General features: G+C 60.0%; 23 protein-coding genes, 1 other RNA gene and 1 riboswitch. Of the genes, 10 read left to right on the top strand and 14 right to left on the bottom strand.

The window, feature by feature from the left end:
* Nucleotides 1-225, top strand: a 225-nt coding sequence (locus tag ABWQ00_RS13725) for an HAD hydrolase family protein (protein ID WP_353239234.1), incomplete at its 5' end; no start/stop codon positions are given.
* A 12-nt stretch (nucleotides 226-237) separates the two neighbouring features.
* Here the strand turns inward: ABWQ00_RS13725 and ABWQ00_RS13720 are convergent.
* From ABWQ00_RS13720 to ABWQ00_RS13710, 3 genes are read right to left on the bottom strand one after another with little or no spacing between them, the layout of a single operon-like run.
* Nucleotides 238-447 carry a DUF3820 family protein gene (locus ABWQ00_RS13720; RefSeq protein ID WP_353239233.1) on the bottom strand — a complete coding sequence of 70 codons (210 nt, stop codon included), beginning with the start codon at nucleotides 445-447 and terminating at the stop codon, nucleotides 238-240.
* A gap of 10 nt (nucleotides 448-457) precedes the next feature.
* Nucleotides 458-1,261, bottom strand: coding sequence for an alpha/beta fold hydrolase (locus ABWQ00_RS13715; protein ID WP_353239232.1), 804 nt, complete (start codon nucleotides 1,259-1,261; stop codon nucleotides 458-460).
* Nucleotides 1,262-1,264: 3 nt separating this feature from the next.
* Nucleotides 1,265-2,461 carry an aminotransferase-like domain-containing protein gene (locus tag ABWQ00_RS13710; RefSeq protein ID WP_353239231.1) on the bottom strand — a complete coding sequence of 399 codons (1,197 nt, stop codon included), beginning with the start codon at nucleotides 2,459-2,461 and terminating at the stop codon, nucleotides 1,265-1,267.
* Nucleotides 2,462-2,515: 54 nt separating this feature from the next.
* Between ABWQ00_RS13710 and nth the strand changes: the two genes are divergently transcribed.
* From nth to ABWQ00_RS13685, 5 genes are all read left to right on the top strand, one after another.
* A complete protein-coding gene (gene nth, locus ABWQ00_RS13705) occupies nucleotides 2,516-3,148 on the top strand; it encodes an endonuclease III (RefSeq protein WP_353239230.1) in 633 nt (210 codons plus the stop codon).
* A gap of 146 nt (nucleotides 3,149-3,294) precedes the next feature.
* The gene (locus ABWQ00_RS13700) at nucleotides 3,295-4,092 is read left to right on the top strand and encodes a DUF3348 family protein (RefSeq protein ID WP_353239229.1); all 798 of its coding nucleotides are present in this window, start codon (nucleotides 3,295-3,297) and stop codon (nucleotides 4,090-4,092) included.
* Nucleotides 4,089-6,248 (top strand): DUF802 domain-containing protein, encoded by a 2,160-nt coding sequence (locus ABWQ00_RS13695; RefSeq protein WP_353239228.1) that lies wholly within the window; start codon nucleotides 4,089-4,091, stop codon nucleotides 6,246-6,248. The genes ABWQ00_RS13700 and ABWQ00_RS13695 overlap by 4 nt, the downstream gene beginning before the upstream one ends.
* Nucleotides 6,248-6,898, top strand: a complete 651-nt coding sequence (locus tag ABWQ00_RS13690; RefSeq protein WP_353239227.1) for an OmpA family protein — start codon at nucleotides 6,248-6,250, stop codon at nucleotides 6,896-6,898. Before ABWQ00_RS13695 ends, ABWQ00_RS13690 begins: the two co-directional genes overlap by 1 nt.
* Nucleotides 6,895-7,479, top strand: coding sequence for a DUF2894 domain-containing protein (locus tag ABWQ00_RS13685; RefSeq protein WP_353239226.1), 585 nt, complete (start codon nucleotides 6,895-6,897; stop codon nucleotides 7,477-7,479). Before ABWQ00_RS13690 ends, ABWQ00_RS13685 begins: the two co-directional genes overlap by 4 nt.
* Before the next feature lie 51 nt (nucleotides 7,480-7,530).
* Here the strand turns inward: ABWQ00_RS13685 and ABWQ00_RS13680 are convergent, their stop codons facing one another.
* From ABWQ00_RS13680 to ABWQ00_RS13635, 10 genes are all read right to left on the bottom strand, one after another.
* Nucleotides 7,531-7,773, bottom strand: coding sequence for a glutaredoxin family protein (locus tag ABWQ00_RS13680; protein ID WP_300555946.1), 243 nt, complete (start codon nucleotides 7,771-7,773; stop codon nucleotides 7,531-7,533).
* Nucleotides 7,774-7,796: 23 nt separating this feature from the next.
* Complete coding sequence (locus ABWQ00_RS13675) at nucleotides 7,797-8,363, bottom strand: histidine phosphatase family protein (RefSeq protein ID WP_353239225.1); 567 nt, start codon at nucleotides 8,361-8,363, stop codon at nucleotides 7,797-7,799.
* Nucleotides 8,360-9,160 (bottom strand): adenosylcobinamide-GDP ribazoletransferase, encoded by an 801-nt coding sequence (locus ABWQ00_RS13670; RefSeq protein WP_353239224.1) that lies wholly within the window; start codon nucleotides 9,158-9,160, stop codon nucleotides 8,360-8,362. The genes ABWQ00_RS13675 and ABWQ00_RS13670 overlap by 4 nt, the downstream gene beginning before the upstream one ends.
* Nucleotides 9,161-9,170: 10 nt before the next feature.
* Complete coding sequence (gene cobT / locus ABWQ00_RS13665; protein ID WP_353239223.1) at nucleotides 9,171-10,244, bottom strand: nicotinate-nucleotide--dimethylbenzimidazole phosphoribosyltransferase; 1,074 nt, start codon at nucleotides 10,242-10,244, stop codon at nucleotides 9,171-9,173.
* A gap of 73 nt (nucleotides 10,245-10,317) precedes the next feature.
* Nucleotides 10,318-10,461, bottom strand: a complete 144-nt coding sequence (locus ABWQ00_RS13660) for a hypothetical protein (protein ID WP_353239222.1) — start codon at nucleotides 10,459-10,461, stop codon at nucleotides 10,318-10,320.
* 32 nt (nucleotides 10,462-10,493) lie between these two features.
* A complete protein-coding gene (locus ABWQ00_RS13655) occupies nucleotides 10,494-11,300 on the bottom strand; it encodes an ABC transporter ATP-binding protein (RefSeq protein ID WP_353239221.1) in 807 nt (268 codons plus the stop codon).
* Between the two features lie 4 nt (nucleotides 11,301-11,304).
* Complete coding sequence (locus tag ABWQ00_RS13650; protein ID WP_353239220.1) at nucleotides 11,305-12,306, bottom strand: FecCD family ABC transporter permease; 1,002 nt, start codon at nucleotides 12,304-12,306, stop codon at nucleotides 11,305-11,307.
* A complete protein-coding gene (locus ABWQ00_RS13645; protein WP_353239219.1) occupies nucleotides 12,303-13,211 on the bottom strand; it encodes an ABC transporter substrate-binding protein in 909 nt (302 codons plus the stop codon). The genes ABWQ00_RS13650 and ABWQ00_RS13645 overlap by 4 nt, the downstream gene beginning before the upstream one ends.
* Entirely contained in the window at nucleotides 13,204-14,007 is an 804-nt protein-coding gene (locus ABWQ00_RS13640) for an ABC transporter substrate-binding protein (protein ID WP_353239218.1), read from the bottom strand. Before ABWQ00_RS13640 ends, ABWQ00_RS13645 begins: the two co-directional genes overlap by 8 nt.
* Nucleotides 14,008-14,012: 5 nt before the next feature.
* Entirely contained in the window at nucleotides 14,013-15,854 is a 1,842-nt protein-coding gene (locus ABWQ00_RS13635; RefSeq protein WP_353239217.1) for a TonB-dependent receptor domain-containing protein, read from the bottom strand.
* Nucleotides 15,855-15,922: 68 nt separating this feature from the next.
* Nucleotides 15,923-16,169: riboswitch (cobalamin riboswitch) on the bottom strand.
* A gap of 84 nt (nucleotides 16,170-16,253) precedes the next feature.
* Here ABWQ00_RS13635 and ABWQ00_RS13630 point away from each other — a divergent pair.
* The 4 genes from ABWQ00_RS13630 to ABWQ00_RS13620 all read left to right on the top strand — a co-directional run bounded on the left by ABWQ00_RS13630 (nucleotide 16,254) and on the right by ABWQ00_RS13620 (nucleotide 17,920).
* Entirely contained in the window at nucleotides 16,254-16,481 is a 228-nt protein-coding gene (locus ABWQ00_RS13630; RefSeq protein WP_353239216.1) for a coiled-coil domain-containing protein, read from the top strand.
* Nucleotides 16,478-16,807 carry a cell division protein ZapA gene (locus ABWQ00_RS13625; RefSeq protein WP_353239215.1) on the top strand — a complete coding sequence of 110 codons (330 nt, stop codon included), beginning with the start codon at nucleotides 16,478-16,480 and terminating at the stop codon, nucleotides 16,805-16,807. Before ABWQ00_RS13630 ends, ABWQ00_RS13625 begins: the two co-directional genes overlap by 4 nt.
* Before the next feature lie 89 nt (nucleotides 16,808-16,896).
* Nucleotides 16,897-17,076: non-coding RNA, 6S RNA (gene ssrS / locus ABWQ00_RS16340), on the top strand.
* A 28-nt stretch (nucleotides 17,077-17,104) separates the two neighbouring features.
* Entirely contained in the window at nucleotides 17,105-17,920 is an 816-nt protein-coding gene (locus tag ABWQ00_RS13620; RefSeq protein ID WP_353239214.1) for a sulfite exporter TauE/SafE family protein, read from the top strand.
* A gap of 2 nt (nucleotides 17,921-17,922) precedes the next feature.
* Here ABWQ00_RS13620 and ABWQ00_RS13615 read toward each other — a convergent pair whose 3' ends face one another.
* Nucleotides 17,923-18,603 (bottom strand): sulfite exporter TauE/SafE family protein, encoded by a 681-nt coding sequence (locus ABWQ00_RS13615; RefSeq protein WP_353239213.1) that lies wholly within the window; start codon nucleotides 18,601-18,603, stop codon nucleotides 17,923-17,925.
* Nucleotides 18,604-18,653 lie beyond the last annotated feature (50 nt).

Raw genomic sequence — 18,653 nt, 5'->3', positions numbered from 1 at the left:
TGTGATGGCGCCGAAAAGCGCCGAACGGTGCTGGAAATGGCCTCGTTGATGGGCATCGAGCCACAAGAGTGCATTGCTGTGGGCGACGGCGCGAACGACTTGCCCATGATGGGCGCTGCGGGCTTGTCGGTGGCCTACCACGCCAAACCCAAGGTTCGCGAGCAAGCCATGGTCGCCATCAACCAAGGTGGGCTGGACCGATTGCTGGAAGTCGTTAAACCTTGAAATCAGACCCGATCAGCGGCGCAATGGTTTAAGCAGCTCACTCAAACCATTGTGGTCAATCTCCTGCATAAGCTGCAGCAGTTGCCCGATTTCACCCTTGGGGAACCCCTCACGCGCAAACCAATTGAGGTAATTGCCGGGCAAGTCGGCGATCAGCGTGCCCTTGTATTTGCCAAAAGGCATGGGCATGGTGACCAACTTTGTGAGGTCTTCGGGTTTCAAGCCTGCCCCCTCAAAGCTCGCCCCATAGCCATTCACGCACGCGTGCATGAAACGCCTCGGGTCGCGAAATCATCACCCAATGACCACAAGGCAAGCCTTGCACCGCACTGCCAGGCTGGGCGGCGACTTTTTCCAGCCATTTGGCCGAATGGAACATGAAGGGCTTGCGTTCGCCAAAGACAAACAAAAGCGGCATCGGCAACTGCACTGGCGCCGCATGCTTCAAGCCACCCGCCGTCCCGAACCATTGCATGGCGTAGGGGTAGTTCATCTGGTGGGTGATGCGACCAGAGTCGGAGGGGCAACGCAGCCAGCGGGCCATGGCGCGGGTCATGCGGGTGCCCAAGCTGCCACCCAACTTCCACGCCAAGGCCAGCCACACCTGGTAACCCATGACGGACAGCTTTTCCTTGAAGCCCCATTCGCGCCACAATGCGCTCGAGTTGTGGTCGCCCACGTCCACCGCCACCACGCGGGCCACCCGATCGGGGTGGCGTATGGCGAATTCATAACCAAACATGCAGCCCCAGTCGTGCAGCACCAGGGTCACGGGGTGGTCAGGGCTGATGCGGTCAACGATCTGACGCAGCAGCTGGCACATATCATCCAAGCGTGTGACTGCAGGGCCAGATTCAAAACCGGGCAATGTCAGTCGAGCGCAGGTGGCGCGGTCTTGAAATGCGGCCACGGTGCCATCCCACAGGGCGCGGGTGTCGGGCCAACCGTGCAGCATGAGCATCACCTCATCGCCCTGCCCTTGCAGCCAAACTTCGGTGCCGTTGACGTCAATGCACAGTTCGGTGTTGATGGCCATGGTTCACAGCGCTTTGGCCAGGCGCGCAACGCCTTCCAGGATTTTGTCTTCGCCCACGGTGGCAAAGCTCAAGCGGAAGGTGGCATGGTCGGGATTGGCGCAAAAGAAAGGCGTGCCCGGCACAAAGGCCACGCCGTTGTCGATGGCGCGCTTGGCGAACACGTTGCCGTCATTGACCTTGCCGCCAGCGCCTGTGAGGCGGGCCCAGACGAACAGGCCGCCTTGGGGCTGCACAAATTCCACCGTATCGCCCAATTCTCGGCGCAGTGCGTCGCCCATGGTTTGGGCGCGCTTGGCATACACCGCACGCACTTTGTCCAGTGTGGCAGGCATGCGACCCGCCAACAGGTATTGCGCCGCCGTGGCCTGGGAAAAAGTGCTGGTGTGCGCGTCGCTGAACTGCTTGCACATGGTGGCGCGGGCCAGCAACTCAGCGGGCGCCACCATCCAGCCCACGCGCAGGCCGGGCGACAGCACTTTAGACAGCGACCCGCAATGCACCAGCAACTCGCGGCTGCCGGGCACGGTGCTGCTCAAAGCCAGCAGGCTGGGAGGAGGCGCTTCGCCAAAATACAGGTCGCCATAAGGATCGTCTTCGACGATCAGGGTCTGGTGTTTCACGGCCATCTCCAGCACCTTTTGGCGGCGCTCGGCGCTGAGCAAGGCACCGCTCGGGTTGCCGAAAGTGGGGATCAGGTAGACAAACTTCGGTTTGTGCTCGGCGATCAGTTTTTCCAGCTCGTCGGTCTTGACGCCATGGCCGTCCACCGGGGCGCTGATGAGCTCGGCCCCATACAAACGGAAGCACTGGATGGTGGCCAAAAAAGTCGGGCCTTCAACGATCACTTTGTCGCCGGGGCTGATCATGGTTTTGCCGATCAAATCCAGCCCCTGCTGGCTGCCCGTGGTCACGATCAACTGGTCTGCGCTCACGTCATGGGCACCCTTTTGGGCCATGAAGTGGGCCAGTTGCTCGCGCAGAGGGCCAAAGCCTTCGGTCGCGCTGTATTGAAGTGCGGCGCCGGGGTCTTGCGTCAAAGCCGCGTTGCTCGCTTCGCGAATGCCCTCCACGTCAAACATGGCGCTGTCGGGGAAGCCGCCCGCAAAACTGATGATGCCCGGCTTACCCAAAAGCTTGAACAGCTCCCGGATGGCGGAGGTTTCGACCTTGTTCAGGCGGTCTGCGAACTGCAAAGGCATGGTGTATCTTCCCGTGTTGACTTGGCCGCCATTTTGCCAACTTCCGGACCGCCTATGAAACCCGCACAGATCGAATCCTTCTTTGCCACCCTGCAAGCCGCCAACCCCATGCCCGTGACCGAACTGGAATACACCAGCGTGTTTGAGTTGTTGGCCGCCGTGCTGCTCTCGGCCCAGGCGACAGACGTGGGCGTGAACAAGGCCACGCGCAAGTTGTTTCCGGTGGCGGGCACCCCTCAAAAGATCCTAGACCTCGGTCTGGAGGGGTTAGAGGGTTACATCAAGACCATTGGTCTTTATCGAAGCAAGGCCAAGCACTTGATGGAGACCTGCCGGATTCTGGTCGAGCAACACGGCGGCCAAGTGCCCCGCAAGCGCGAAGCTCTGGAAGCTCTGCCCGGTGTGGGCCGCAAAACGGCCAATGTGGTGTTGAACTCTGCTTTTGGCGAAGCGACTATGGCGGTTGACACGCACATCTTTCGCATGGGCAACCGCACGGGCTTGGCCCCGGGCAAAACCCCATTGGCGGTTGAACTGAAACTGCTCAAACGCATACCACCTAAGTATTTGGTGGATGCCCACCACTGGCTGATCTTGCACGGCCGCTATGTATGCCAAGCGCGCAAGCCGCTGTGCGGGCAATGCTCGGTGGCCGCTTTTTGCGATTACAAGCCCAAAACACCCTGAGATTCGACCCGACGGCAGGGTCAAAATCAGGCAGGTTGGGCGGGTAAAATCACAATTTGCCATATTGGCAGCATTCGCCCACATGGCAGACGCCTGCCTACCCAAGAGCCTTGACGCTCGGTTTTTCCAAGTCCAAATACCCTTCCATGACGCGCCCCTTGCCGCGTGCCCATTTCAACAGTTCCCCCTTGGTGCGGTTTTTGACCGAAAACGCCATGATGGAGGCTGTCCAATCGACTGAAGATGTCGGTCACAAACTGGGCGATTGGCTCAATTTTCGGCAAGCCATCGCCTTGCAAAGCGTTTTGCAGACTGGCACAAACGGCCAAGATCCTGGGACACAGCCCTTGCCTGCCCACCTCCAACGCGCAGCGCCCATCAGCCCCATCGCGTTGGCGAACCATGTTGACAAAGTCAGGGCGCAATTGGCCGAGTCGATCACCCAAGGGGCGCCAGCCGGCTCCGGCTTGGCCCTCATCCAGATGCCTGCTGCAGAATTGGACGAGCCCATCGACCCCAAAACCGCTTTTGCCCCCTACCGGCGATTTCACGCTGCACATCAAAGGCAGATGGAAACCAGTGTGCGCAGTCTGCGCGCCAGTGTGCGGCTGCAGCTGAGCAAGCGTAGGGGGCGCTTGCAGCAATTGGCCACGCTCGACGCAGCCTTTGAAAACATCCTCAGCGAACGAGAAGCCTTGCTGCTGGGCAAGGTGATCAAGATACTTGAAAAACGTTTTGTTCAAGCCCTCAAACTGCATCTCAAACAAAACAACGAGGCTGTGTTGGACTCGGACAGCCCTCCCGGTGTGCCCCAACAAGCCTTGTCTTGGTTGATGCCCCACCGCCAAGCGCTGCGCACCGCCCTGTTGGCCGAATTGGACACCCGCTTGCAGCCCACTTTGGGTTTGCTTGAAGCCCTCACATCAGAGACCCCCGACACATGAAACGCCTTTCTTTTTCAATCGCCTTTGGTTTGGGCGCGCTGGCGCTGCTCTGGGTCGCCGCCGCCGTGGCCAGCAGCCATGTTTTGGTGTTGGTGATGACCGCATTGATCGGCGGCGTGTATGGCTTTGGCGCGCTGGAGCTGCGCCAATACCGAGGCGTCACCCAAGCCTTGAACCAGGGTTTGGCACAAGTGCCACCAGACTTGGCCCACTTGAACGATTGGCTGATCACCTTGCCCGCCGAATTGCACAACACAGTGCGTCAGCGGGTTGAAGGCGAGCGCGTGGGCCTGCCCGGCCCTGTGTTCACGCCCTACTTGATCGGTCTTTTGGTCATGCTGGGCATGTTGGGCACCTTTTTGGGCATGGTGGTCACGCTGAACGGCGCGGTGTTTGCGCTCGAAGGCTCCAGCAGCATCGCCGGCGTGCGCGCCGCTTTTTCTGAACCCATCAAAGGCTTGGGGCTGGCCTTTGGCACCTCGGTGGCCGGTGTGGCCACCTCGGCCATGCTGGGGCTGATGAGCAGCCTGGCACGGCGAGAGCGCGCTTTGGCATCGCAACAGCTGGACAGCTTGATCCACACCCACTTGCACCGGTTTTCACTCACGCACCAACGCCAAGAGACCTACAAGGCTTTGCAGCAACAAGCGCAGGCCCTGCCCCAAGTGGTTGACCAGCTGCAAAACATGATGGCGCAAATGGCCGAAACCAGCAAGCAGATGAATGAGCGTTTGTTGGCCAATCAGCAAAGCTTCCACACGCAGGTGCAAACGGCATACACAGGGCTGGCTCAATCGGTGGACCAATCACTGCGCAGCAGTTTGAGCCAAAGCCTGCAACTGGCCAGCGACGGCATTCGCCCCGTGGTTGAAGCCACCATGACCCAGCTGACCGAACAAGCCCAGGCCATGAACGAGCGCCTGCTGCTCAACAGCCAGCAGCAATTGGGCGAGCTGCAGACGCACATGGCCGCCACAGCCAGCACAGTGGCACAGACCAGCGCAGAGACACTGACCCGTCACGAGCAAGCCAGCAGCCACATGACCGAGCGTGTCGGCCAGACGCTGGACGCGTTCAGCCAAAATTTCGAGCGCAGTGCGAAGGCCCTGGTCGACCAAGTCAGCGCCACGCAAACCGCACAACAAGCCCTGCAAAGCAGCGCCGACCAGCAGCGTCTGCAAGCCTGGCAAGCCTCACTGACGCAGATGGCAGCCTCACTGCACAGCGAATGGCAAAGTGCAGCTGCGCAGACCTTGGCGCAACAGCAAACCATTTGCGACGCCCTGAGCCGAACAGCGCAAGACATCACCACGCACACCCAAACCCAAGCCACCCAGACCTTGGCGGAAATCACACGGCTGATGGCCAGCAGCGAAGCTTTGATGCGTGAACGCATCACCACAGAGGTGCAATGGACTGCAGGACACCAGCAGCGCGCCGAAGAACTGGCCGCCGTGCTGCGCCAAGAGCTGTCGGCCCTGAGGGACGCAGAAGATGCACGCGGTCAGACCGCAGTGGCTCGCCTGACGGAGCTGCAAAGTGCGGTGACCGCCCACCTGACCACGCTGGGCACAGCGCTGGAAGACCCCATCGCTCGCTTGATCGAAACCGCATCACAAGCACCCAAAGCCGCTGCTGAAGTGATTGGTCAAATGCGCCAAGAAATCTCGGTCAGCGTGAGCCGCGACAACGCGCTGCTGGAGGAGCGCACCCGCATTTTGGCCACCCTCAGCACCTTGCTGGACGCCATCAACCATGCTTCTACCGAGCAGCGCGGCGTCATCGACGCGCTGGTGACCTCAAGCCAGGCCACGCTGGACAAAGCCAGCGGCAAGTTCCATGACCATGTGACGGCAGAGACCGACAAGCTAGGCGGCATCGCCGCGCAAGTCACCGCCAGCGCGGTGGATGTGGCCAGTCTCGGTGAAACCTTTGGCTTTGCGGTGCGATCGTTCAGCGAGACCAACGACCAACTCATGGCCCAATTGCAGCGCATTGAGGCGGCCATGAACAAGTCCATGACACGCAGCGACGAGCAACTGGCTTACTACGTGGCGCAGGCCCGTGAAATTGTGGACTTGAGCATTGGCAGCCAAAAGGACGTGCTCGAAGCGCTGCAGCGGCGCACCGACTTGACCACCCAAGGGGCCGTTTGATGCTGGACCACGACGCCGACGTCGATGCCACATCGCCCACCTGGATGTCATTTGCAGACCTGATGACGGGTCTGCTGGGCGCTTTTATCTTGCTGCTGGTCGGCGTGATGGCCGCGCAGCTGGACATGGCCTCCCAATTGGAAGACGAGGTGCAAAAACGCCAAGTGGAAGAACAAAAGCGCTTGTCGCTGGAACAGGCTCTGGCCATTCCTTTGGCCAGCGGACGCATCACCTTGAACAACGGGCGCATCGGCATCAGCGGCAAATTGTTGTTCGAGCTCAACTCGGACAAGCTGGAACCCGAAGGCAGGCAGCTGCTGAAAAGTTTGGTGGTGCCGTTGCGCAGTTACCTGCAGTCACGCGATGAGATCTTGATGGTCAGTGGCTTCACCGACGACAAAGCCATCGGCCAACGCAACCGCCAGTTTGAGGACAACTGGGAGCTTTCAGCCCAACGCGCTTTGACGGTGACCCGAACTTTGATCGAAGAAGGCATGCCGTCTTCGGCCCTGTTCGCCGCTGCATTTGGCCAAGAGCAACCGCTGGTGGCCAACACCAACGACAAGGCTCGGGCCCAAAACCGACGGGTCGAGATGGCACCGGTCCCCAAAGCAGCCAAGGCCGCGCAAGCGGTGTCAGCGTCGCAATGACCAACGCCACATCGCCTCGGCCAACGCTCGCCACCTTTGACCCGGTGGGTTGGCATTACACCGAACAGCTGTCGCAACGCGCCAGCGAGGCCACGGGCCTGACGCGCGATTTGCTGCTGGCCAAACTGGAAAAGGCCTTGTCCGAAATGAATGCGCGTTGGGATACCAAGTTGGATGCCAAGAAGCTGAGCGGCGAGCCCGACGCCTCACCCGAAGCCGCTTTGCCCTCACCTTTGGCGCAGCTGCTCCAAGAAATGACGCGTGCAACCGGTGAAGTGCAGCCGATCAAGCCCAACGCTTGGCGTGCTGAAAGCCCTCGCATTCAACAGTTTCGCAAGCAGCTGGGACAAATCAGTGTGCAAAAACAGGTGTCCCAAGCCATGGCCCAAGCTCCGCAAAATGCGGGGCCCATCAACTCACACATGCTGGTGTTGCGCTCACTCGGCCTGATGCGCGAGGCATCGCCGGACTACCTGGGCAGGTTCATGGTGTACCTGGACACACTGCTGTGTTTGGACGCCCCCAACGCCAGCAAGCCACCCACACCCAAAAAACGAACAGCTACACGCTCAGACCCATAAGGGCAACGGCTCCAAGCGATCCATCCGTTTGGTTTTACCCCAGGGGCAGAATCAGAGCCCGAGCTGAACCAGTGCAGCTTGCAAACCAGCCAAGCCACCCACCCGCTGGTCGTTGATGAAGATTTGGGGCATTTGGCGAACCGAAGGTCCGCATTTTTCAAAGAAAGCCATGCGCTCGGCTTCGCCGTCGATCTTGATTTCTTCAAAAGCCAATGACTTGGTTTTGAGCACCATCTTGGCGGAATCGCATTGGGGGCATGCGGACTTGGAGTAGACGACGATTTTGAGTTCCATGACTGAATTTTATCGAAAGATGTTCACCATTCAATGCAAAGGTGGCCGCCGGGCACAGGGGCGTCTCTTGGCCACTGGTCTACGCTGTGGATCACCACAGGCAAAGGCAAGGGGCCCTGGTCTACCAAAAACTTCACTGCCCGAATGACCCCCGCATGCGTGACCCACACGACTTCACTGTAGGGTGATACCCGGAGGTCGTTCAGGGCGTCGGCCACTCGGTTGATCACTTGCTGGGTGCTCTCAGCGCCACCAAAACGGTGATGGGCAAAGTCAGCCATCCAGTCGTCATAAGCGCTGCGGGGGATGGCATCCCAAGGCTTGAGCTCCCAGAGGCCAAAGTCCATTTCATTCAGGCGCGCATCGACGATAGGCGCGCCCAGGTCGGGTCGCAGTTGTTGCAGTACTTGGGCCAACGCCTTGGCCCTGCCCAGAGCCGACACCCATACAGGCGCATCCACCGGCACAAGCACGGATGCCGCTTGGGCGGCTTCCTGAGTCAGTTCGGCGTGGGCTGGGACATCGCTAGCGCCATAGCAAAGCCCTTCAACCAGGTCAACCTGCGCATGGCGCAACAGCCAGAGTTTCATAGCGCCAGTGCCAGCGCCAGGTAAAAGCACACCTCGCTCACTTGCTGTGTGGCACCTAGGCCATCGCCGGTGAAACCCTGCAAACGGCGGTGCAGCAGTCGCCACATCCAGCCCATGCCCACCAAAGCACCCAGCACCGCAAGCAGCCACGGTGCGCCTGGGAGCAGCCACCACACCAATGCCATGGCCAGGGCCCACCAGAGCACACCGGCCAGCAAACCCAGCGTGGTGATACTTTCAGCCAGCGGCTTGGACTTGGACTGCGGCGTGTCCCCCACATGGGCCAGCGTACGGATGACAAACAGCGGCATCAGCCGTGAGGTGACATGCGCAGCAAACAGCGCCACCGCTGCCAGCCAAGCGCCGCCGGCCTGTGCCAGCAGCACCAACAAAGCCACCTTGGTGGCCACCTCCAGCACCAGAGCCAGCGCGCCGTAGGTGCCGACACGCGAGTCTTTCATGATGTCGAGCGCGCGCTCGCGGTTCATCGAGCCACCTAAGCCATCCACCAAATCGGCCAGACCGTCTTCGTGAAACGCGCCGGTCAACAGCACGCTGAATACGACACAAGCCACCGCCGCCACCCAGCCCGCTGCAGGCTGCGCTGGCAGGGCCAGCCACAAGCCGTAAAAGACCGTTGCGCTCAAGCCGCCCACCAAGCAGCCCACGCCGGGAAAGTGCGCTGCGCTGGCCCGCAACATGGCCGGGCTGAAACCCACCCACACCGCCAGCCGCCCGGTGATGGGAATGCGTGTGAAGAACTGGACGGCGAGCAAAAAGTGACGAACGGGCTGCATGCTTGACAGATCAAAGGTCTGTTGTGGTTGTTGGATGGTTGGCAACGGCATCCTGCCGCGACACGCCCGCTGTTTCAAAACTCGCCATCTCGCGCAGGATGGCGCAGGCGCTGAGCAGCAGCGGCCAGGCCAGCGCAGCGCCAGAGCCCTCGCCCAGGCGCAGACCCAAATCCAGCAAAGGCTCGGCCTTCAGGTGCGCCAGCATCAGCGCGTGGCCGCGCTCACCCGAACGGTGCGCGAACACGCAGCGCTGCAAAACCAGCGGCTGCAGGGCGCTGGCCACCATCACTGAGGCGCTGGCAATGAAACCATCAACCACGATCACGCGGCGTTCCAGCGCGGCCTGCAGCACCGCGCCCACCATGGTCGCCATCTCAAGCCCGCCAAAAGCCGCCAAAGCGTCCAGCGGCTCAGTGGCGTCGGGGTGGCGAGCCAAGACCTGTCGCAAGATGGTGATCTTTCGCTGCACTGCAGTGCCGTCCAGGCCGGTGCCCGCGCCGGTGCAGTCCACAATGTCCAGCCTGGCAAGGCGACTCATCAGCAACGAGGCTGCAGAGGTGTTGCCAATGCCCATTTCGCCCAGCAGCAGCGCGTTACCGGGCAGCGTTCTGACCAGCGCAGCGCCGTTGGCCAGCGCGGTGTTGCGCTGCGCAGCAGTCATGGCCGTGCCCTCGAGCGCATCGGCGGTTCCCGACGCCACTTTATGAATCACCAGACCCGGTCGAGGCGCGAAGTCGTGGCACACGCCACAGTCCACCACTGTGAGGCCTATGCCGTGCTGGCGCGCGAGCACGCTCACTGCCGCGCCACCGGCCAGGAAGTTTTCCACCATTTGCCAGGTCACATCGCTCGGGTAGGCCGACACGCCGCGCGCGGCCAAGCCGTGGTCGCCGGCAAACACCACCAGCTGCGGGTCTTTCAGTTCGGGCGTTTCACTGCCCAGCACCAAGCCGATGCGCTGCCCAAGGCGCTCAATCTGACCCAGTGATCCCAGTGGTTTGGTTTTGTTGTCCAGCCGGTGCTGCAGACGGGCCGCTAGGTCGGGCTGGGTCAAGTCGTCGATGCTGGGGATGGTGAAGTTCATGGTTCAGTCCTTGGGGTTCAACGCGTCGAGCACACTGGGCTCAACATGTTGTTCAAGAAAATCGTGGGGCCCGTCACACACGTTCTCCCGCATCGGGGCCACCGCACCCAAAAGGGCGCGCAGCATTGCCGTCGCCAGTGCCAACGATCACCAGAGCACGGCGCTCGCATTCGGGCTTCTCGTGGCGCTTCTCGTTGGGAACTGATTCCAGTTTCATGGTTTGATGTTCTGTCAAGTGATTCATGGGATTCATTGGGGCAAAGCCACCCAGCGAGGGCCCAATTCATGAATAGCAATGCGGTGCTCAAAGACCGACTCCAAAACCCGGTGTGCGGCAGTTTCATGGGTGGGCCCGGCGTGGGCAATGCGGCCCTGCTGCACCACCACCACTTCGTCGGCCATGAGGGCCAGCGTGATTTCGTGCAGCACGCTGACCACGGTTTTGCCCTGCGCCACCAGGCTGCGCACCAGCGCAATCCAATCAGCCTGGTGCGGCGGATCGAGGTTGGCCAGCGGTTCGTCCATCAGCAACACGTCGGCTTCCACCGCCAGCAGCCTCGCCAGCAGCACGCGCTGGCGCTCGCCGCCCGATAGCGCGCCCAAAGGGCGGCACTGCCAGTCCCAGGCTTGGGTCTGGCGCAGCGCGCGCTCCACCGCAGCGTGGTCGGCCGGGCCGGGTGGGGCCAGCCAGGCCTGGTGCGGCAGCCGCCCGAGCAAGGCCACGTCATACACGGTGAGGTCGTCGGCTGTGGCCTCTCCAGCGCCGCTTTGCGCAAGCCAGGCCAGCGCCCTGGCGCGCTCGCGCGGCGCCATGCTCGCCATGGGCTGGCCGTGCAACAGCACATCGCCCTGGCAAGGCAACACCCCCGCCAACGCGCGCAGCAAGGTGGATTTTCCTGCGCCATTGGGACCGATGATGCTGGTCCAGCGGGCAGCGCTCAGCGCCAAGTTCACACCCTGCAGAACATGGCGCTCGTTGTAGCCGACACCCAGCGTGGCATGCAGGTTCACCGCTTGCAATGCGGCAGTGGGTTTTGGTTGTGCGGTGATCAACATGGCATCACCCCACCCGCTTGCGCATGAGCCAAAGCAGATACCCCCCGCCCAGCACCGCCGTGAGCACACCCACGGGCAACTCTTGCGGCGCCAACACCATGCGTGCCATCACATCGGCCAGCACCAGCAAGGCCCCGCCCATCAGAGCCGACAAGGGCAAGCGCCAAGCGTGCGTGCAGCGCACCAGCGAGCGCACCAAGTGCGGAGCGGCAAGGCCGACAAAAGCCACCAGCCCGATGTGCGCCACCGCCGCCCCCGTGGCCAGTGAAATCACAACCACCATCACCATGCTGGTCAGTGGCAGCGGCACGCCCAGACTTTGCGCGGTGGCTTCGCCCAAACTCAACGCGTCCAGTACACGGGCAAAAATCCAGGCCAGCACCAGGCACAGGGCCAGCACCGCCGCCATGGTGGCGCAGGCGCTCCAGCTGACAAACGCGGTCGATCCCAGCATGAAGCCCTGCATGGCCTGCAGCACCTGCGGCTGCATCAGCGAGATCAAGGACGTGACTGCCCCCAGCACCACGCCAACCACCACACCAGCCAACAACAGGCGCAGGGTTTGTTGCACACCACGCGCCAAAACCAGCGTGAGAACCACCGCCAGCACCGCGCCCACAAAAGCAGCGCCGGTGAGGCCCAAGCCGAGCCAAGCGTTCACGGCCCAGGCGCTGCCGCCCCACAAGCTCAAATAAACCCCCACCCCCAGTGACGCCCCAGAGGCACTGCCCAGCAAATAAGGATCGGCCAGTGGGTTGCGAAACAGGCCTTGCGCCACAGCCCCGGCCAGGCCCAGCAAGGCCCCGCCCAACCACGCGCCGAGGCTGCGCGGCAAACGGATGTCCCACACGATCTGGCGCGACACAGCATCGGCCCCAGCTGACCACCAAGCCTGCCAGCCCTGACTGCCAGCGGCCGTGCCTAGCCAAACCACGACCAAGCCCAAAGCCAAGAGCAGCAACGCCCAGCGGGGTGCGTGGATGTTGGTCTGGGTGTGGGTGTTCACCGCTGCACCCCAGTATCGGTTTGGGCCGCTGCGCGGTTCAGGCAGTCGGCCATCAACTGCGCACCCTCGGCCATACGTGGCCCGGCACGCACCAGCATGTCCGATTCATCTGGCTTGAAAACGCACAAGCGCTGACCTTGCATGGCACGCAAGCGAGCCCAGCCGGGGCGCTGCAGCATGCTGGCGCGGCTGCTGTCGCCTGCCATGATCACATCAGGCCGGGCCTGCACCACCCACTCGGGGTTGACCTGAGGAAACGGCCCCATCGATGCAGGCAAGATGTTCGCCACGCCCATGCGCGTGAGTGTCTCGCCGATGAAAGACGACTCACTCGCGCCATAGGGCGCAGGGCTGACCTCAAAATAAACCCGCTGCTGCCGTGCAGCAGGGCTGAGCGATTGCACCGCCGCCTGCACGCCTTGTTGAATGCCCTGCCAGACCCGGTCGCTGTCAGCGGCGGGCACATGCAGCGCCTGCGCCACGGTGCGCCACACACGCAGCGCATCGGCGTGGTTGCGTGGCTCCAAGCGCAGCACATTCAGGCCCAAGGCCTGCAGGCGGTCTGCGCCTCGCGTGGAGCCAGCAGCCAAGACCAGATCGGGCTTGAGCGCGACGATGCTCTCGATGTTCGGGTCCAGCCCCCCGCCCACACGCGGCACAGACTTGACCGACTCGGGCCAGTTGGAATAGCGGTCCAGCCCCACCAATTTGTGGCACTGCTTCAGGGCACAGACGGTTTCGGTCAGGGATGGCAACAAACTCACGATGCGCTGCGGGGCTTGGGCAATCTGCAGCTTTTGCTGGCGGTCGTCGAGCACGGTAACGGCTTGGACGGGCTGCGCGCACACCCACAAGGCACCCAACAAGGCCAAAAATTGAGCCCAGCTTCTCAAGAGATCAGCCATGCAGCGCTTCCCACTGACTGAAGATGCGGTGCATCTGCGCCACGCCAACCGTGAGAGACGCAGGACCGGGCTGCAAAATATCGGCCGATTTGATTTCAAAAATCTGCCCGGTGCGCACGGCAGGCACGTCTTGCCAACCGGGTCTGGCCGCGACTTTTTCGGGGCGAAACTTCTTGCCGCACAAAGAGCCGATGATGATGTCAGGCGCGCGCTCTACGATGGTTTGACCGCTGGCAATGATCCGGTCGCGCCCCATGGATTGCAGTGCCAACTCAGGAAAAATGTCGTCTCCTCCCGCAATGCCCATCAATTCAGACACCCAGCGGATGGTGCTCATGTGGGGTTCGTCCCATTCCTCAAAATACACACGGGGCCGGCGCTTGAAAACCGCCGCCCTTTGGGCGATGGCGTCGAGCTCAGCGCGCATGCGCAACAACTGGGACAAGCCCTGCTCGGCCTGCCCCACCATCGCGGCCACTTGGTAGAGCACCGAAAAAATCTCGTCCACACTGCGCTGGTTGAAGACTGTGACCTGCACGCCGGCCTTGATCAGCAAAGACGCGATGTCGGCCTGCAGGTCCGAAAACCCAAAAACACAATCGGGCTTGAGCGCCAAAATCTTGTCGATCTTGGCGCTCAAGAACGCACTCACTTTGGGCTTTTCTTCGCGGGCCCGGCGCGGGCGCACCGTGTAGCCCGAGATGCCCACGATGCGCGACTCTTCCCCCAGCAGGTAAAGCCACTCCGTGGTTTCCTCGGTGAGGCAGACGATGCGTTGGGGCAAGAAGCTTTGCATGTGCTCTATTTAGGCTGGTATTGCAGTGTCACGAACACGCCGCGTAGAGGGGTGTTGTAACCATGAGCAAGCTGGTAATTTTCATTGAAAGCGTTTTCGACCCGGATTCTTCCTGTCCACTCCCGGGTTAGCTTCTTAGAAGCGGTAAGGTTGACAACGGTGAAAGAGCTGTTGATTTCGCTGTTGTAATCAGAGTCTTTTCGATTTCCTGACAAAATAATATTGCCCCCCCAATCAACACCCATTGCAGTCTTGGTCAAACCAATCGAGCCATATTCTTTTGCGCGACGAGCAAGACGTGCCCCTGACTCTGCGTTTTTAGGATCTTGAGCTACAGCACTCAGCCTGTAACCCCACCCTGCTGCATTGCCATTTAGGCTGAGCTCAATTCCTTTGTTTTCAGATTTGGCAATGTTATATGGCTTCGAGTCAGTGCCGTAAGCAAAGTCATTTTTCGTTTCAGTGTTGAAATACACCGCACGGAGCCGACCAATCGCGCTTTGATGTTGAAGCCCAAATTCACCGCCTTTATGTTCTTGTGGCTGTAAAGTTGGATTGCCCCAGGCACCAAAAAGTTCGCCTACAGCCGGTGCACGGAAAGAAGTCGATACAAGACTCGTGAGCTTTAGTGCGTGTGTAAGCTGATAACCCGCGCCGAGAAGCCACGTGTTGGCAGAATTTTCTTTGGCTGTATTGCCCTCTTTGGATTTAATCTCATCGCGGCGCAAGTTGGCTTGATAGTCCAATCGATCGAAGCGACCACTGTAACCAACGTAATACCCCAGTGAATCACGCTCAAATTTTGTCGGCGTCTTGAACTCTGCGTTGGTCACATCAACGCCAAAGTTGGCGTTGCCAGTGCCAAGCTTGTAGGTGTTACCCCACTGAATCCCTAATTGATCGCCGTCAAAAGAACCATTGGGCGTAGTGATATTTCTAAACTCTCGGTTACTAAAACCGGATTGAGTCATCGCTATGCGTGAGGTCCAGACAGACGATAGATGAATACGACTGTAGACCGTCAGATCGGAGGATTTTTGTTTTGAATTGTGTAAGACGGTCGATCCATTGGTACCGTCATAGTCAACCTTGGAATCAATACTATTGGCTTGAAACCCAATCGCCAAATCTTTACTCACCCTTTTTTCACCATTTATAAAAAAAGACTCTCGCTCAAATGCATCTTTGTCTGGATTCACAAGTGAACTTTGACGTGGGTTCATCGCAGAAAAACCATCGGTCTTAAATTTTTGAACTGAGATTCCGAGTTTGAAGTCGTCCCCGTTCAGGTTGTAGCCTGCAGTCAGATTCGAGGTGTTGCGCGAACCAAAAGCCAACGAACCGGTGGGGCCGGATTTTCCTGCGCCTGCAAGGGTAAAGATGTGAATGGCCCCACCCACGGCGGATTCGCCATAAAGGGCACTCATATTGCCCCGCAGAATTTCAACTTTTTCAATTTGACTCGGAGGGATATCAACAAGTTTAAGACCCCCACCAGCGTCGCGTTGGACCGGAATACCGTCAATGAAAACGGCAACGTTTGAGCTCGCTTGTCCACGCATGAAAATGGATGACAGTGTGCCTGGACCACCATTGCGGCCAATTTCAATACCGGGCTGGCCTTGAATCAGGTCGACCAATGTTGGCGCTTGAGAGCGCTCGATCTCCTCGCGAGTAATGACGGTCGCAGAAGGAATGACATCCGAGATTTTTTGTTGGATGCGAGTGGCCGACACCACCACAGGATTCAGCTCCATAGTTTGGGCTTGCAAAGAAGCGACCACGGCCAAGGACAAAGCGGAAAAAACAGGCACGGCAGAGCGCGCACGAATGGAACGATTTTTCATTTGAAACGAACAAGTCAAACGCCCTCACCGCCTTCCCCGACAGTGCATGGGCTTTACAACCTGTCTTTCGACAGGTCACCTTGTTGGCCGGTATCCGGGCTGGCAGAGGCGACCTTCACCACCTTCCCGGCCACCTGTTTCAGAGCGGCCAGTGGTTTGAGATGAAAGCGGGGTTTTCGTTGAACTGAAAACCCGTCTGCTTACCGTTGCGGGGGCAGCGCAGGTTAGGTGGGCCGTGTTGGCCTCGCCCTCCTGCTTCCCGTTGAACTGCGGACCGTGAACCAGTCCGCGAGCACCAACAAGCCAACATTCTAGGTGCAAAGCTGTCAGCAAACCTACAAAATCATTGAAGCCTGAGACGCACGTTCTACAATGAGCAACTTCTTTTTCCAGTTTGCCATGGCCCACTCCAACACCATCGATCAAATTGCCGAACGTGTGGATCACCTGTTGCTGCGTCACGAAGAGCTTCAGAGAACCAACGCGTTACTGACACAGCAAGTCCAGTTCTTGACGACCGAACGCGATCAGCTCAAGTCCCGTTTGGCTGCCGCACGGGCACGGGTCGATGCCTTGATCGAACGCCTGCCATCTTCTGCCCCCACCTCGCCTGAGGCCTCCGCATGAGCAACAAACAGATCGATGTCCAGATCATGGGACAAAGCTACATCTTGGGTTGCCCTGTGGGTGGTGAAGAAAGCCTGCTGACCGCGGTACGCAAAGTCGATGAGGCGATGTGCAAAATTCGCGATGCCGGCAAGATCAAGGCGCGTGACCGCATCGCCGTGTTGGCGGCTTTGAATCTGGCATTTGAGCAAGTGGGCACGCCCTCGGTTGATGCCAGCTCCAACGCCCCCAAGAGCCCAGATTTGCCTGCGGACTCCCAAGAGCGTTTGAATCAATTGCTCAAGCGCCTGGACCAGGTCATCGAAAAGGATGGCCAGCTGCTTTGATGGCGGCGCCATGCAGATTCGCGCTTTGCGTTCACTGTGGCTCTTTTCCTCATGGGGCTGCAGACGCCCCGCTAAAGACCTACAATCCCAACCGTCTGCAGTGCACGCCGGGCTTTATATTTCCTTGAACCAATGCTCTTAGAGCCCGGGCTTGGAACATCGGCTGGTGAGCGTGATCATCTCGCGTCAGATGAACCCAACGCCAGTCTGCCCTTGCCCACCTGAACCTCGGTTCAGGATGCCGGTCCGGTGGCACTTGCAGACACCTTCTTTGACCGCCCTCTTCAATACCTCCCCATGATCATCGAACCTCTGCTGCTGGCCGAATTGGCTTTACTTGGCCTGTGCACCGGGTTTTTGGCAGGACTGCTGGGCATTGGCGGGGGCATGATCATGGTGCCTTTTCTGACTTACTTTTTGGGAGCTCGCGGTGTGAGTCCTGATCTGGCCGTCAAAATGGCCATCGCCACATCGATGGCCACCATCATCTTCACTTCCATTTCAAGCGTACGCGCACACCACAAGAAAAAAGCCGTGCGCTGGGATCTGGTCAAAGGTTTGGCTCCAGGCATTGTGATTGGCAGTTTGTTGGGCAGTTTGGCCATCTTCTCCTTGGTCAAAGGCAGCTACCTCGCGCTGTTCTTTGCACTGTTTGTGGGTTTTTCAGCAACACAAATGTTTCTGGACAAAAAACCGGCACCTTCGCGTCAGGTACCCGGATTTCAGGGCTTGCTGGGCGCAGGCGGCCTGATTGGTTTCTTGTCCGGTCTGGTGGGGGCTGGAGGTGGCTTCATCAGTGTGCCCTTCATGGCATGGTGCAACGTGGCCATTCACAATGCGGTAGCCACCAGCGCAGCGCTGGGCTTTCCGATCGCGCTGGCCAACGTGGCGGGCTACATCGTGAGCGGCCAAAACGTGCAAAACCTCCCAGCCTACAGCTTTGGCTACTTGTGGTTGCCCGCTTTGGTGGTGATCGCGGTATGCAGCGTCTTGATGGCCCCTGTTGGTGCGTCGACCGCCCACAAACTGCCGGTCAAGCAACTCAAGCGCGTGTTCGCCAGCGTGCTGTATTTGCTGGCGGCTTACATGCTTTACAAAGGCCTGTCGGCCTGATTTCAAACAGGTGCAATGCACCAAGGGGCTTGGTCATGCACCAGCCCCATCCACAGAGCCCAGGCCGACACAGAAGCCAAGGCCAAGCCCGCTGTCCGCATGCCCCAAGCGCCATCACCCAGCGATTGCATGCGTAAAAACAACCAAGGCCCGGCCCACAGGCTGATGCTGCTGCCCAAGGCAAACAAGGCCATGGTGGCTGCACCCTCTAGCGGCTGGCTGGTCAGGGCAGCCACCATCAGGGCCGAATACAGCAAACCGCAAGGCATCAAGGCCCACAGCCCGCCCACCATCCAGGGTGCGGCGCGACCCCAGCGGGTATTGAAGGCTCGCACACGCGCCCACAAGCGACGCGCTGCGGCATCCAGCCACACCGGTTGACGGGCCTGCAGCATGAGCAGCAAGCCCAGCACCAAGGCCGTCAGGTGCAACAAAGTCCAAACCGGGCGAATGGCGGCCGATTGCGTGGTCAACCAACCTAAGCCCTGTACGCTGGCAGCAGCCAAGGCGCCCAAAAGCGCATAACCGCCCAAGCGACCCCATTGGAACGCCCACAGGGCTTGCGCCCGTCTGTCTCCAGCTGCCTGGCCCAAGCCCGCACAGGCAGCGCCGCACATGGCCACGCAATGAGGCCCACCGAGCACCCCCATCATCAAGGCCGTGATGGCCAAAGAGCTTTGCATGGTGACTTCAATTGTGGGTCCATATGGTCATTGTGCGCGATGCGCACATG

It is taken from the genome of Limnohabitans sp., assembly GCF_040400975.1.
Lineage (GTDB): Bacteria > Pseudomonadota > Gammaproteobacteria > Burkholderiales > Burkholderiaceae_C > Limnohabitans_A.
The sequence above is the reverse complement of the archived record's forward strand: the minus strand, read 5'-3'. Positions and strand labels throughout refer to the sequence as shown.